The organism is Aquimarina sp. Aq107 (assembly GCF_943733665.1).
GTDB lineage: Bacteria > Bacteroidota > Bacteroidia > Flavobacteriales > Flavobacteriaceae > Aquimarina.
This window is the reverse complement of sequence record NZ_OX030782.1, coordinates 3,066,596-3,082,439: the sequence shown is the minus strand read 5'-3', so window position 1 is coordinate 3,082,439 and position 15,844 is coordinate 3,066,596. Positions and strand designations below refer to the sequence as shown.

General features: G+C 34.3%; 8 protein-coding genes. All 8 read right to left on the bottom strand.

What is annotated here, in order from left to right; translation table 11 throughout:
• Positions 1-3: 3 nt before the first annotated feature.
• Entirely contained in the window at positions 4-1,194 is a 1,191-nt protein-coding gene (locus NMK29_RS13225; RefSeq protein ID WP_027392074.1) for an acetyl-CoA C-acyltransferase, read from the bottom strand.
• A 15-nt stretch (positions 1,195-1,209) separates the two neighbouring features.
• Complete coding sequence (locus NMK29_RS13220) at positions 1,210-3,615, bottom strand: 3-hydroxyacyl-CoA dehydrogenase/enoyl-CoA hydratase family protein (RefSeq protein ID WP_027392073.1); 2,406 nt, start codon at positions 3,613-3,615, stop codon at positions 1,210-1,212.
• 19 nt (positions 3,616-3,634) lie between these two features.
• Positions 3,635-4,090: a MarR family winged helix-turn-helix transcriptional regulator gene (locus NMK29_RS13215; protein ID WP_091408787.1), complete on the bottom strand. Its 456-nt coding sequence runs from the start codon at positions 4,088-4,090 to the stop codon at positions 3,635-3,637.
• Between the two features lie 193 nt (positions 4,091-4,283).
• Positions 4,284-6,056, bottom strand: a complete 1,773-nt coding sequence (locus NMK29_RS13210; RefSeq protein ID WP_108803768.1) for a long-chain fatty acid--CoA ligase — start codon at positions 6,054-6,056, stop codon at positions 4,284-4,286.
• 276 nt (positions 6,057-6,332) lie between these two features.
• Positions 6,333-8,732, bottom strand: coding sequence for a M14 family metallopeptidase (locus NMK29_RS13205; protein WP_159092242.1), 2,400 nt, complete (start codon positions 8,730-8,732; stop codon positions 6,333-6,335).
• Between the two features lie 168 nt (positions 8,733-8,900).
• Entirely contained in the window at positions 8,901-12,566 is a 3,666-nt protein-coding gene (purL, locus tag NMK29_RS13200; RefSeq protein WP_108803770.1) for a phosphoribosylformylglycinamidine synthase, read from the bottom strand.
• A 156-nt stretch (positions 12,567-12,722) separates the two neighbouring features.
• Positions 12,723-14,540, bottom strand: a complete 1,818-nt coding sequence (locus NMK29_RS13195) for an endonuclease (protein ID WP_108803771.1) — start codon at positions 14,538-14,540, stop codon at positions 12,723-12,725.
• A gap of 20 nt (positions 14,541-14,560) precedes the next feature.
• The gene (locus tag NMK29_RS13190; protein ID WP_108803772.1) at positions 14,561-15,769 is read right to left on the bottom strand and encodes an RsmB/NOP family class I SAM-dependent RNA methyltransferase; all 1,209 of its coding nucleotides are present in this window, start codon (positions 15,767-15,769) and stop codon (positions 14,561-14,563) included.
• Between the last annotated feature and the right edge of the window lie 75 nt (positions 15,770-15,844).

Here is a 15,844-nt window from a genome sequence, read left to right as displayed (position 1 = left end):
TTTTTAGTTCAAAAATTCAAAAATACCTGCGGCTCCTTGTCCTGTTCCAACACACATGGTTACCATTCCGTATTTACCTTTCATATCACGTTTGCGCATCTCATCAAATAACTGAACAGAAAGTTTAGCTCCAGTACAACCAAGTGGGTGACCTAAAGCAATAGCCCCGCCATTTACGTTCACTATATCTTGATTGATGTTTAGTTCACGCATCACGGCTAGTGATTGAGAAGCAAAAGCTTCATTAAGTTCAATCAGATCGATATCATCTTGTTTTAAACCAGCTTGTTTTAATGCTTTAGGAATAGCCTTTACAGGACCAATTCCCATAATTCTAGGTTCTACACCAGCTGCTGCATAGTTTACAAGTCTTGCGATTGGCTCAAGGTTTAATTCTTTTACCATATCCTCACTCATTACCATTACAAAAGCTGCACCATCACTCATTTGAGAAGAATTACCAGCAGTCACACTTCCGTCAGCTGCAAATACAGGTCTTAGTTTACCTAATACTTGTTTGCTAGTTCCGGCACGTGGTCCTTCATCTTTATTTACGGTGTATGATTTGCTAGCTTTTTTACCATTTTCATCAACATAAATCTGTTCAACATTGATAGGAACAATTTGATCCTGAAAACGATCCTCTGCTTGCGCTTTTAAAGCTTTCATATGAGAATTGTAAGCAAACTCATCTTGATCTTCTCTAGAAACATTAAATTGATTGGCAACCGCTTCTGCAGTATTTCCCATTCCCCAATAATAATCTTCATGACCAGACTTTGCTAAATCATAGTTTAATTCTGTTTTGTATCCAGTCATTGGAACTGAACTCATACTTTCTGCACCACCAGCTATAATACAATCTGCCATTCCAGCTTGTATTTTTGCAGTAGCCATACCTATAGTTTCAATTCCAGAAGAACAGAATCTATTTACAGTAACACCTGGTACATCAATAGATTCTAGTCCCATCAATGATATTAAACGTGCCATATTAAGACCCTGAGATCCTTCTGGCATAGCATTACCAACAATAACATCATCAATACGGCTTTTGTCTAATTGTGGTAGTTCTTTCATCATATGCTGAATTGTTTCAGCAGCTAACTCATCAGTTCTTTTAAATCTGAACACTCCGCGAGGCGCTTTTCCTACGGCTGTTCTATATGCTTTTACTATATATGCGGTTTTCATTTCTTTTTCTTTTTTCTAGTTTCTTAAAGGTTTACCTTTCTTAAGCATATGTTCAATACGCTCTAACGTTTTGCGTTCTGTACATAAAGACAAGAAAGCTTCGCGCTCTAGATCTAATAGGTATTGCTCTGTTACAAGGGTAGGTTCTGATAAATCTCCTCCAGCCATAACATATCCTAACTTATTTGCTATTTTATGATCATGCTCTGAGATATATTTACTTGCTTCCATTGAATCTGTTCCAACTAAAAACATACCTAGTGCTTGTTTTCCAAGGACTTTTACATCTTTTCTTCTAACAGGTTGTGTATATCCTTGTTCTGCCATTAATTTTGCATATGCTTTCGCTGTAGCGATCTGACGATCTTTATTAACAACAACTATATCTTTTCCTTTTTGAAGTAAGTTTGTATCAAATGCTTCGTAAGCAGAAGTGGATACTTTAGCCATACCAATAGTTAAGAAATGTTCCTGTAATACATTAAGTTCTACATCATCTTTCTTAAAAAGATCTGAAGCTCTTAAAGCCATTTCCTTTGATCCACCACCACCAGGGATTACACCAACACCAAATTCTACTAATCCCATATATGTTTCTGCAGCAGCAACTACTTTATCAGCGTGCAATGAAATTTCGCATCCACCACCTAATGCCATGCCGTGAGGAGCAACAATTGTAGGGATCGAAGAATAACGCATACGCATCATAGAATCTTGGAAATACTTAATAGCCATATTTAGCTCATCGTATTCCTGCTCTACAGCCATCATAAAAATCATTCCGATATTTGCTCCAACAGAAAAGTTAGCGGCTTGATTACCTACAACTAATCCCTGGAAGTTTTTTTCAGCCATATCAATAGCTGTATTTAATCCTGCAAGTACATCACCACCTATAGTATTCATCTTACTTTGGAATTCTACATTAAGGATTCCATCGCCAAGATCTTCTACTACAACACCGCTGTTTTTGAAAACTTCTGATGATTTACGAATATTATCAAGAATGATAAATGCGTCTTGTCCAGGAACTTTTACTTGTTCCTTTTTCGGAATGTCGTAATAATTAGTAGCTCCATTCTTTACAGTGTAAAAAGAAGTACTTCCTGAAGCGATCATATCATGTACCCAAGCAGCTGGTTCGTACCCTTCTGCTTTCATTATTTCGATTCCTTTTTCTACTCCGATAGCATCCCATATTTGGAAAGGTCCGTGTTCCCATCCAAATCCTGCTTTCATGGCATCATCAATCTTATAAAGATCATCAGTGATTTCAGGGATGCGATTTGATACATATGCAAATAATGCAGCAAAACTTTTACGATAAAACTCGCCTGCTTTATCTTTTCCGGCTACAAGTACTTTAAAACGATCCACTACTTTATCAATAGTCTTGGTCATTTCTAAAGTAGTAAATGAAGCTCTTTTTTTGCTTCTATATTCTAAAGTGTCAAGATCTAAAGAAAGGATTTCCTTTTTTCCTTCTGGCGAAACACTCTTTTTATAAAATCCTTGTTTTGTTTTACTCCCTAACCATTTGTTCTCCATCATTGTATTGATGAAAGCAGGAAGTTTAAATAATTCGTGACGTTCATCATCAGGACAATTATCAGCAATACCGTTAGCCACATGTACTAAAGTATCTAACCCTACTACATCAACTGTACGAAAAGTAGCAGATTTAGGGCGTCCTATTACTGGACCTGATAATTTGTCTACTTCTTCTATAGTTAATCCCATATCTTTTACCATATGGAATAAGCTCATAATACTAAAAATACCTATTCTGTTTCCAATAAAAGCTGGAGTATCTTTAGCTACTACTGATGTTTTTCCTAAGAATTGTTCTCCATATCCGTTAAGGAATTCTAGAACTTCTGTCGAAGTATTTGGACCAGGAATAATCTCAAATAATTTTAAGTATCGTGCCGGGTTAAAGAAATGTGTTCCACAGAAATGTTTCTGGAAATCTTCACTTCTTCCTTCATTCATAAATTTTATTGGTATACCTGAGGTATTGGAAGTTATTAGTGTTCCAGGAGTTCTATGTTTCTCTAGGTTTTCAAAAACTAGTTTTTTGATATCCAGTCTTTCTACTACTACTTCTATGATCCAGTCTACGTCTGCTACTTTTGCAACATCATCTTCTAGGTTACCCGTAGTGATACGATTTGCAAATTTTTGACTGTAAATAGGAGAGGGTTTAGACTTAAGAGCGGCGGTTAGTGAATCATTTACTAACCTATTACGAACCACTTTGCTTTCTAATGTAAGACCCTTGGCCTTTTCTTTGTCGTTTAATTCTCTTGGTACTATATCTAATAATAGTACTTCGACGCCGATATTAGCGAAATGACATGCAATACCGGATCCCATAATTCCTGAACCAACTACTGCAACTTTTTTAATGACTCTTTTCATTTTTTTTAACTTCTGGTTGTTAAGATGTTATAGATTCTTTTTTTGTGTATATTTTCTTCGTCGCAATGAGATCATTGATCAATTGAAATACTTCTAAGAAAGTATCCAACTTTTCTTTAGAAACATGCTTTCTTACTGCATGATCAAATGTGAAAACTACATCTTTTGAAAAATTTCTCATTTCTACTCCGAAAGGGGTTAGATAAATTAGAACACCACGCCCGTCTTGAGGATTTTTCTTTCTAAAGATTAATCCTTTTTCTTCCATGGTTTTTAAAGTTCTAGATAAACTGGTGGCTTCCATACCCATTTTAGGGCCTAATGAGGTAGATGGTGTTCCGTTTTCGGGATCGATGCTTATTAAAGCAAAACCTGTTGCCATTGTACTACCTTTTTTACCTGCTTCTTCGTTATACATCTTGGCAACTGCCATCCATGTAGCTCGTAGTGCATAATCAATCGTTTTTTCTCTCATTCAGAAAATTTGTTATGCAGTAAAGGTAAGAAAAATTTACTATGCACGCATAATAAATTGTGTAAAAAATCAAAAAAAGAGTAAGTAATTTACATTTTTCTATTGAATTAATAAAAAAACTCCTCATAAAATGAGGAGTTTACTGATTTAAAGTTAAAGTTTTACACTATACATTTGTAATCAGTGAATTGAATTAGCCATAAATTTTACTGTATAGATCTTGGTATTTTGCCTTGATCACTCTTCTTTTTAATTTCATTGTAGGAGTAAGGTGTTCAGCTTCAATACTCCATTCATCTGATGTAAGTTCGAATCGTTTGATGCGTTCCCATTTTCCGAATTTTTCATTATGTTCATCTACTTCTTCTTGGAAACGATCAATTACTATTTGATTACTAACAATTTCTTCATTAGTAGTACCGATAGATATACTTTTTCGGTTTGCCCAATCTTTTACAAAATCAAAATTCGGTTGGATAAATGCAGCTGGCATTTTTTCTCCATCCCCAATTACCATTATTTGTTCAATAAAACGAGATTGTTTCATTGCATTTTCAATGACTTGAGGTGCTACATATTTTCCGCCTGAAGTTTTGAACATTTCTTTTTTACGATCCGTAATTCTCAAGAAACCTTCACTGTCTATTTCTCCTATATCTCCGGTATGGAAATATCCATCTTTTAATACTTCTTTACTTTTTTCTTCATCTTTGTAATATCCCATCATAACTTGAGGGCCTTTTACAAGAATTTCTCCGTCTTCTGCAATTTTTACTTCAGTATCAGGAAGCATTTTTCCTACAGTACCAATTTTAAAACCTCTATCTCTAATGTCATTAACCGAGACTACCGGTGATGTTTCTGTTAATCCATAACCTTCCATTACATTAATACCAGCAGCATTGAATACTCTAGCTAATCTAGATTGTAAAGCGGCGCTACCAGAAGCTATTACTTTAAGATTTCCTCCTAGTGCTTCTTGCCATTTACTAAAGATTAATCTTTTGGCAATACCTAGTTTCTTTTCATACCACCAACCATTTGCTTCATAAGGTTCATATTTAAGACCAAGCTCTACCGCCCAGAAAAATAATTTCTTTTTGACACCAGTTAGGTCAGCTCCTTTAGCAATAATTTTATCATATACTTTTTCTAAAAGTCTAGGAACAGCAGTCATCATATCCGGCTGTATCTCTTTTAAGTTGTCACTTATAGTTTCTAGAGATTCTGCAAAGTAAATACCAATACCTCTATATTGGTATAGATACATCAACATTCTTTCATAAATATGACAAACAGGCAAAAAACTCAATGCTTTAACCTCTCCTCCAAAATCTGCAAATCTTGTAGAGCTATGTAAAGCGTTGGATACAATGTTTTTATGACTTAGCATTACACCTTTTGGTCTTCCAGTGGTTCCAGAAGTGTAAATTAATGTAGCTAAATCATCTTCTTTAACAGAAGCCATTATTTTTTCTACTTCTTCTTGATTGCTATCATCTTTACCAAGCTCTAATACTTTATTCCAACTATCACATCCGTCAAGATCATTAAAAGAATATACTCCTTTTAATGAAGGAACATTGCCTTTTATGTTATTTACTTTTTGTAAAACTTCATCATCTGAAACAAAACAATAAACAGATTCTGAATGATTTAGAACATATTCATAATCTTCTTGAGAAATAGTAGGGTAGATAGGTACATCTTGTGCAGCGATCTGTAAAACTCCAATATCTACAATATTCCATTCCGTTCTATTATTGGAAGAAATAATTGCGACCTTATCATTAGGTTTAACTCCTAATCGTAATAGACCACGACTGATCTGATTTGCTTTATCTACATATTCCTTAGTTGAAGTTGCAACCCACTTGCCATTATATTTTGTAATTAAAGCTTTGTCTAAGTTGTATTTTTCTAATTGATAATGCGGAAAATCAAATAATCTAGTAATTGTATTCATACGTTGTTTCAGATATTTTTACTCTGTTTAAAAGACCTTCAGTTAACTGTATTTTTTAGAAAAATTGATAGTTAACCGTTATTATAAAGTTGCACAAAATTTATTTTATATTCTTAAAATTCTCACACTTTTTATTTTTGAGAGAATTTTTGAGAAATTACTATGCGCGCATAGTTTCGCAAATTATAAAAAATCTAACAATACACAACCCTAATATATAAAAAAAGGAGCTATCTTTTGATAACTCCTTAAGTTTTATGGGATTTAATTGAATAATTATTGTTTTAGAATTTTAAAAGTTTTAACGTTTTCTTCCATTTCAATCGTTAAAAAGTACAATCCTATATCTAATTTTGAGATATCAAATTCTTGATTTCCAGAAACTTTGTTTTTTGTAGCGACCTTTTGTCCAATGACATTTCTTAAATGTAGATCGAAATTGGAAGAAGAAGTTGCCATTATCTTTAGTAGATCTTTTGCTGGGTTTGGAAAAACTTTGAATTCTGAAAATAAATTTTCTTCAATAGTTAATACATTTTCATTGATGCTATTTATGATTAAATCATCAAAAAAGAATCCATCACTTTCGATATCACTATCCGAAACAAATTGAAAACGAATTTTAATCGTTTCTCCTAGGTAATCACTAAGATCAATTTCTTCTAATATCCAATCTGTTTGAGTTCCATCATATAAAGGCTCTCCTGTTGGTTGTCCTGGATTAGTACTTCCCGAATTAGTGAATTTTCCACATTGAGGAATCCAAGAAGATCCGTTATCTATTGAAACTTCAAATTGAGTATAATCCCAATTATTTTCTATATCCCATTTGGCATTAAATTGAACATTCGCAAAAGCTGCCGTAGTTAGATCAATACTTTGAGTAAGTTCAATTGTTTTGTTTTCATTAGCACCATAGTTACCAGTTGATGATTCGGTTATTGACGCATTAGCCGAAACAAATGTAGCCGTTGTTGTAGACCATCCAGATTGTGTGTAATCTGCTAAACTATTAGCATCATTATTTACAATACTCTGTAGCGATCCATATTTTTTAATGACATTTATAGATTCAGTAATCGTTCCTCCATCTATTTGTATAGTATAAGAGATCTCATCGCCAACTTCGATTGTGTTATGAACGTTGATCTGGATATTATCTAGAATATCTGCTCCGATTTGTGTATTGCTATACGTCTTAGCATTGCCGACACTAGTAATATTATTGGATATTGGTATAATGGTTACAGTAAAGTTTCCATTTCCTGTAATACCAAGTCTTTTTAGAGTATACTCTGCTTTAAAAGAGGATGTTTCTCCTACAAAAAGACTTCCTATACTTTCTAACTGTGCATAATTGTTAGTCATTTTTGCAGCAGTAAGATTTAGATACATCATTTCTTTGCAGATCCCATCTATTTGGTTAGAAGCAGGCCAGAAAGAGGTTCCGACTTCTGGAGTAAAAGAAAATATTTTATTGTGAGATTGTGATGTACCTCCATACATAAAATCATCACTATCACCAGCAAATGGGGCATCTCTTAGTGGATTATATCCGTTCTGAGAAGTAAGTTCTGCTCCTATTGTAATAAAAATATCTTCATCAGGAGTAGGAGTATTAGCGGCATAAGAATATGGAAAATATAATAACTCACCAAAAGTATGGTTGTTTAAAGCAATGATAAACTCGTGTTGCTCAGTAAACCATTTCATTGCTTGATTTTCTACCTCAGAAAAAGCACTAGTACCATGATACGTTTGATCATTTGTATTACTAGATGAACCTGGACCTCCCCAAGTAGCATTTGCAGCATTTCCATTTGGATAGTGATCGTAATTTCTGTTATTATCAACTCCGTGCGTATTGAATCTATTTTTTCTCCATAATCCACCTCCATTTGGATTTGTTACTTGATTATAAAGATATCCATCTGGGTTTATTACAGGTACGAAATATAACTCGGTATTATCTACAATTTGTTTAATATCCGGATCGGTATTGTAATTCTCTAATAAATACCACATGTAATAAATAAGTTGTGATAAGCTTGCTGGTTCTCTTGCGTGATGTATGGCATCATATAATATTTCAGATTCGTTTTCATCTACGTCAGGGTTATCAGAAATACGCACCCATTGTATTGTATTTCCTCCTATGGATGGAGATACAGAATTATCTGGGGTACCATTTGTAACAAATGTACCAATGTCCGCTCTAGCTGAAATTAATGTTGGATATTGCGCTCTCATAGCATCAAGATTATCTAACATTTCCTGATAAGTTAGATATCCACCCATAGATCCAAGAGAAAAATTAGATGGAGTTGGGTAGTTGTTAACAGTTCCGTTTCCGGATGGACATGTTAAATTCTGAATTGCTTTTTGATTTTTCGCTATCTCATTTCTTCGTGTAAAATCTGCCTCTGCATCTTCAATTATAATTTCTACTTTAAATCCAAGATCTTTTGCAGTTTGAATTTCTTCATTAGAAAAATCAGAAATAATGAACATACCTCGTTTATGTTGTCCATGGTCCATTGGCACTCCAGCGTCCATTAAGGTTTTAAAATTAGCCGGAGTATTATAAGTGATTTTTGCTCTGCTATATGACGGTTTTGTTTGCGCTATAATTATGGCCGAGACCAAAAAAAATAGGGAAAGAAATATTTTTTTCAAGGATTTAGGTGTTTAGGTTTTAAAATAGTTAATAGCAATGGGATAAAAATACTGATTAAATCATCAATTGTAATATTCTATTGATTAATCCAACCGGTATAGATATATAACAGTTAGACTATAATAAACCCTAAACAGATTAAACTAATAATATGCTGATTCTTATAATTATTGATTTTTAATCCATTTTCTAGCATTTACGAAAGCTTCTATCCAAGGTGATACTTCATCCTGTCTTCCTTCAGGATAATTTGCCCAATTCCATTGAAATGTAGAACGTTCTATATGCGGCATCATTACTAAATGTCGTCCAGATGTGTCGCACATCATAGCAGTGTTGTAATCTGACCCATTCGGATTTGCCGGATATCCTTCGTATCCATATTTAGCAACAATGTTATATTGATCTTCAGAAAGAGGAAGGTTAAATTTTCCTTCACCGTGAGAAATCCATACTCCTAATGTACTTCCTGCTAATGTGGATAGCATAATCGAATTGTTTTCTTGTATTTTAACTGAAGTAAAATTGCTTTCGTGTTTATGAGAATTATTATGATGCATTTTTCCATGTTCACTATGATCAGGATTGATTACTTCTAATTCCATAAATAATTGACATCCATTACAAATCCCTACAGATAAAGTATCTTCTCTTTTGAAAAAGTTTTTTAGCGCAGTATTTGCCTTTTCGTTATAAAGAAAAGCGCCTGCCCAACCTTTCGCAGATCCTAAAACATCACTGTTAGAAAATCCACCTACAGCTCCAATAAATTGGATATCTTCTAGTGTTTCTCGACCAGATATTAGGTCAGTCATATGAATATCTTTTACATCGAAACCTGCTAAATACATAGCATTTGCCATTTCACGCTCAGAATTACTTCCTTTTTCACGGATGATAGCAGCTTTAGGCCTTGGTTGATAATTAGTAATTACAGGAAGCTGTCCTGTAAAATGTTTAGGGAAACTATATTGTAAAGCTTGATTTGCAAAATTTTCAAAACGATCTTTTGCAAGATTATTGGCAGTTTGCTTTTTATCTAATAAATACGATGTCTTGAACCAAGTTTTTCTAAGTTTTTCGATATCAAAATTGTAATAATCATCTACATTTTTAATTTCTAATGAAGCTTTATTGGTTACTGTACCAATATTGAAAAACTGGATGTTACTCTGAGAAAGTACGTCCTCTATATTACAATTATTAGCACTTTGGAATACAATACCAGCGTTTTCAGCAAAGAGTAACTTGATAGTATCTTGCTCTTCAAGTTTAGAAAGGTCTAAGGTTGCTCCTAGATTAACATCTGCAAAACATAGTTCAAGTAGGGTAGTAATTAAACCTCCAGAAGCAATATCGTGTCCAGCAACTATTTTATTTTCTCTTATTAATTGTTGGATAGTATTAAAAGTGTTTTTAAAACTTTGAGCATCCTTAATATTAGGAGCTTTAGAACCAATTTTATTTGTTATTTGTGAAAAAGATGAGCCACCTAGTTCATACTTGTCTTGCGATAAATTGATATAATAGATATCTCCACCATTTTTCTGAAGAACTGGCTCTACCACTTTAGTTATATCATTACAATTGGCAGCTGCAGAAATAATTACAGTACCCGGAGAGATTACTTCTTCATTAGGATATTTTTGCTTCATTGAAAGAGAATCTTTACCAGTAGGCACGTTGATTCCTAAATCAATAGCAAAATCAGAAATTGCTTTTACTGCTTTATACAATCTGGCATCTTCACCTTCATTTTTACATGGCCACATCCAGTTTGCAGATAGAGAAATAGATTGTAATCCATCTTTAAGTGGAGCCCAAACGATATTGGTTAAAGCTTCGGCGATAGAGTTTTTACTTCCCGCTTCGGGATTAATAAGTCCAGAAATGGGGGAGTGCCCAATAGATGTAGCGATACCTTCTTTAGAGGTATAATCTAAAGCCATTACTCCGCAATTATTAAGTGGTAATTGTAATGGTCCAACACATTGTTGTTTGGCAACTTTTCCACCCACACAACGATCTACTTTATTGGTAAGCCAATCTTTACAAGCAACAGCTTCTAACTGTAACACTTGTTCTAGGTAGTCATGAATATTTTCTTTTTGATAAGATATCTCCTTATAATTACGATCAATTGTTTTATCATTCATGATCGTTTTAGGAGAACTACCGAACATATCTTCTAGTGCAAGATCCATTGGTTTATCACCTTTGGTTTTTGACTGAAAAGTAAAACGATCGTCACCTGTAACATCACCTACTTGATACATTGGAGAACGTTCACGATCAGCTATACGTTCTAAAGTGTCGATATCTTTTTGTCCTATAACTAATCCCATACGTTCCTGAGATTCATTACCAATAATTTCTTTTGCGGATAGGGTAGGATCCCCAACAGGTAATTTATCAAGGTCAATTTTTCCTCCTGTTTCTTCCACTAATTCGGAAAGACAATTTAAATGTCCTCCAGCTCCATGATCATGAATAGAAACAATAGTATTTATTTCACTTTCTACCATACCTCTAATAGCGTTGGCAGCACGTTTTTGCATTTCTGGATTAGAACGTTGGATTGCATTTAATTCAATTCCACTACTAAATTCACCGGTATCTGCAGAAGATACTGCAGCTCCACCCATACCAATTCGATAATTTTCTCCACCAAGAATAACGATTTTATCACCGGTTTCAGGTTTGTCTTTTAGTGCTTGTTCGTTTTTGCCATATCCGATACCACCAGCCTGCATAATAACTTTGTCAAAACCTAGTTTACGAGCATCTTCTTCGTGTTCAAAAGTTAATATAGATCCAGTAATTAATGGTTGTCCAAATTTGTTACCAAAATCTGAAGCACCATTAGAAGCTTTGATTAAAATATCTACTGGAGTTTGGTATAACCATTTTCTTTCTTCGACCGACTGTTCCCAAGGACGATTTTCTTCTAATCGAGAATAAGAGGTCATATATACAGCAGTTCCCGCTAGCGGTAAAGAACCTTTTCCACCTGCGAGACGATCCCTAATTTCTCCACCAGAACCTGTAGCAGCGCCATTAAATGGTTCTACTGTGGTAGGGAAATTATGTGTTTCTGCTTTTAGTGATATTACACTTTCGTAGGGTGTTTCTTGATAAAAGTCTGGTTTATCAGCACTTTTTGGTGCAAACTGAGTTACCTTAGGACCTTTTATAAAAGCTACATTATCTTTGTATGCCGAAACAATATCATTAGGGTTTGTCTCTGAAGTTTTCTTTATTAATTTAAAAAGAGAAGTTGGCTGTTCCTCTCCATCGATGATAAAAGTACCATTGAATATTTTGTGTCTACAGTGTTCTGAATTTACTTGAGAGAAACCAAAAACTTCTGAGTCTGTAAGTTTTCTTCCGATTTTATTAGAAACTTCTTCTAAATACGCTACTTCTTCTGCGCTTAATGCCAAACCTTCTGCTTTATTATACGCATCGATATCATCAATTTCTAGAATGGCTTCTGGTTCAATATCAATGGTATAAATATCTTGACTTAAATTAGGATACTTTTGCGAAAGCATAGGGTCAAAATTAGTGAAATTTTCAGTAACTGCTTCGAACTCTTCAATTCTGATAATTCCCGGTATCCCCATATTTTGTGTGATTTCCACTGCGTTGGTACTCCATGGAGTTATCATAGCGGCCCGTGGACCAACAAAAAAAGCGTCAATAGACGCCGTTGAGATTTTAGGTTGGTTGCCAAATAACCATACTAATTTTTTGATGTTTTCTGTTGAGATTTCGTCAGTGGTTTGTACTGCAAATACTTTCTCATTTTGGTTTCCGAAGAAGTGGATCATGCTCCCAGACTTTGTGTTGTTTTTAATAAGCTGCAAATTTACTACTTTTCTTAAGAAAGTATTGTATAAAACTTTATCGTAATGATAGAGTTATTCACTAAATTTTAAACAACGATTAGAAATAAAAAAAAGCGGCTAGAAAAGCCGCTTTTGGTTTTATCGTATGATTACCTTTTTGGTAATACTTCTTTTAGAAGAAATAATTTCTACGAGCAGCACACCTTGAGGTAAATTATTTAATTGAATGGTTTCGTCAATATTCTTTTTAGAGATTATTCGCTTACCAGTAATATCATAAACGTTTACTTCATTATTTACACTATTTGAAATGTCTATCGTTAATCTTCGATCTAAAGAAGGGTTTGGATATACTGTTATAAGGTTATCCAGATCAAGATCATCTACACCTAAAGTAGGATCATAGCAGGTCCAGGATAAATCATCAATAATTACTCGGTCACTAGTTGTGGCTTTATCAGTAAAAGAAACTATAATATTTCCAGTTACATTGATGTTATTAATAGTAGTAGTTTCTTGAACATCGCTATAAGGTATTGTTCCTACTTCAGTTCCGTTAACTCTAATAGTAAATGTTCCTGTACCACCACTAAAGGCTCTTAGCGTAGTAACGGTAAGTGATCCAATTCCTCCAGAAATTGAAGAAGAAGTTAGTTCACCATTTCTAATAGTAATTGCACTTGCAGTTAATGTCTGGTCTGTTCTGGCATCCGTAGCGGTCCATTCTCCTCCGTCATCACCAGTCCAAGTACGTTCAGAATACGAACTAGAAGCAGCTCCAACATTACTAAATGTTTCTGTGGCACAATCAGTTTCTCCTGTTCCGCCTGCCAATGTGGTTCCATTCACAGAAGCACTTTGAGAAGATTCGTTTCCTGCCGCGTCCTTTGCCAAGACCGTAAAAGCATATGTAGTTTCCGGGCTTAAACCACCTACTGTGGTTGTTGTCGAAGAAACAGATTTATTAAAAATACTATTTACATATACATCATACTCAGTTACGGCTATATTATCCGTAGAAGCTGTCCAAGACAAGTCGATACTATTAGAAGTTTCATTAGATACCATTACATTAGAAGGTGATGTTGGAGCTTCTGAATCAATTACAGTACTCCATATCATTTCTACGTATTCTGGATGATCTATAAATGGATTTCTGTTACTCTGTCTTCCAAAAATTGCATTATTTCTGTCTATTTCTCTTGTTGATACAGGATCTTGATTATGCCAAGTTATAAGAATATTTAAAAACGTTTGATCAAAAACCTGATCACTAGTTCCATTAAACATGGTATATGAATACCCAGCTACGTCATCTTCATAGCGAGTGGCAAAGTAAAAATGCATTCTGGCAATATCTCCTTTAAACTCATCTATTGGCTCAAAAACGGTAGCTGTATATCCTGCCGAATATCCTGAATCTACATTATTTCCTCTTTTAGAACCATTTGTGGTAGTTAAGTTAGCTGTTTCCACTCTTCCGAATGGTAAACTACCACGAGCACCATTTACGAATTTGTCAGAAGGAACTACAAAATGAGCATCTGAACGTTGGGGAGTAACTTGATTAAAAACAGATTGTGGTATTATATGTTCCCTGTTGTAAAATTCTCCTTCTGAAGTTCCTCCAGATCCAGGGTCTTGATCTGTAAAGTGAGTATATTCGTAATCATCAGCTCCTGTCGGGTTTTCTGAGTACATATCTAATACACTTCCGTTATTTTCATAATATGAATCAGAATCTGACGCTACATATGTAGTGTACAGCCCGCTATATCCGGGATCTGTTGATTGAAACTCTGGAGATAATCCATCATTATCACTATCAATAATATTTTTTAATTGTGTTTTTAGCGTATATCCTGATCCAGTAGCAGAATTGTAATATCCAGTAGGAACTTGACTATATCCTATATGAAATGTACAAAGTGCAATAAGAAGTAGTTTTGTTTTCATTGTTTGTTACGTAAGTTGAGTTATTTTCTTTCTAGCAATGCCATGTAAAATCCATCATATCCAGATTCTGAAGAAAGTACCTTTTTATCTTTTACAAAAGTAAAATCTTTTCCTATTTCTTTAGTTAAGAAAGCTTTAACTTGATCTTGATTTTCAGATGGAAGTATGGAACAAGTTGCATATACTAGCTTCCCACCTGGTTTAACCATTTTAGAATAACTTTCTAAAATCTGTAATTGAGTTTGTTTAATTTTATCTAGAAACTCTGGTTGCAATTTCCATTTCGCATCCGGATTTCTACTTAAAACACCTAATCCGCTGCAGGGAGCGTCGATTAAAACACGATCTGCTTTGGCGTGTAGTTTCTTGATATCTTTAGAGCTTTCTATAGTTCTTGGTTCTATATTATGAGCACCTGCTCGTCTTGCTCTTCTTTTAAGTTCTTTTAATTTATTGCCATAGATGTCCATAGCAATTATTTGGCCTTTATTTTCCATTAATGCAGCCAGGTGTAGTGTTTTTCCTCCAGCTCCGGCGCAAGTATCTACTACTCGTTGACCAGGTTTTACATCTAAGAAATCGGCTACTAATTGAGAAGAAGCATCCTGTACCTCGAAGAATCCCTTTTTAAAAGCTTCTGTAGAAAAGACATTAGCTCTTTCTGTGAGTTGAAGTGCTGATGAATATCCTTTTATAAATTCGGTATCTATATTTTCATCTTCAAGAATACTTCTAAGTTTCTCTTTAGTGATTTTTAAAGCATTTGTTCTAAGTACTACTGGAGCTTGTTCATTTAAGGCAGCAATTTCCTTTTCCCATTTTTTTCCAAGTTCTTTTTCTCCCAATTCATCCATCCAATCAGGAATAGATTCTCTTAATTTTCGAGTTTTACTTAATTCATCAAAACGACCTTTAATACGTCTTGTCGGAGTTGGAACAATCTGTTTCCAGTCGGGTAAAATAATTCCTCTAAGTGTTGCCCAAACTGCAAAAATCCTCCAAAGATTTTCTCTTGAAAAAGGTTCCGAAACATCAGCAATTTCTGCATAAAGACGTTTCCATCGTACAATGTCATAAACGGTTTCTGCAACAAAACTTCTGTCGCGAGAACCCCATCTTTTGTCTCGTTTTAGTAATTTCTGAACTACCTTATCCGCATAAGCTTCTTCATTAAAAATTTCATTGAGTCCATCAATTACAGCAAAGACCAGATTTCTATGTAAACGCATCCTTTATTTTTTTAGGGTTTGCAAAGGTAATCCTTTGCTTTAGAATAGTGTTATATTTGGTTTAAAAATATTGGG

Bases quoted from the DNA above. Each gene is read 5' to 3' on its own strand.
- NMK29_RS13195 (WP_108803771.1), bottom strand. From the start codon at position 14,540: ATGAAAACAAAACTACTTCTTATTGCACTTTGTACATTTCATATAGGA.
- NMK29_RS13215 (WP_091408787.1), bottom strand. From the start codon at position 4,090: ATGAGAGAAAAAACGATTGATTATGCACTACGAGCTACATGGATGGCA.
- NMK29_RS13190 (WP_108803772.1), bottom strand. From the start codon at position 15,769: ATGCGTTTACATAGAAATCTGGTCTTTGCTGTAATTGATGGACTCAAT.
- NMK29_RS13210 (WP_108803768.1), bottom strand. From the start codon at position 6,056: ATGAATACAATTACTAGATTATTTGATTTTCCGCATTATCAATTAGAA.
- NMK29_RS13220 (WP_027392073.1), bottom strand. From the start codon at position 3,615: ATGAAAAGAGTCATTAAAAAAGTTGCAGTAGTTGGTTCAGGAATTATG.
- NMK29_RS13225 (WP_027392074.1), bottom strand. From the start codon at position 1,194: ATGAAAACCGCATATATAGTAAAAGCATATAGAACAGCCGTAGGAAAA.
- purL (WP_108803770.1), bottom strand. From the start codon at position 12,566: ATGATCCACTTCTTCGGAAACCAAAATGAGAAAGTATTTGCAGTACAA.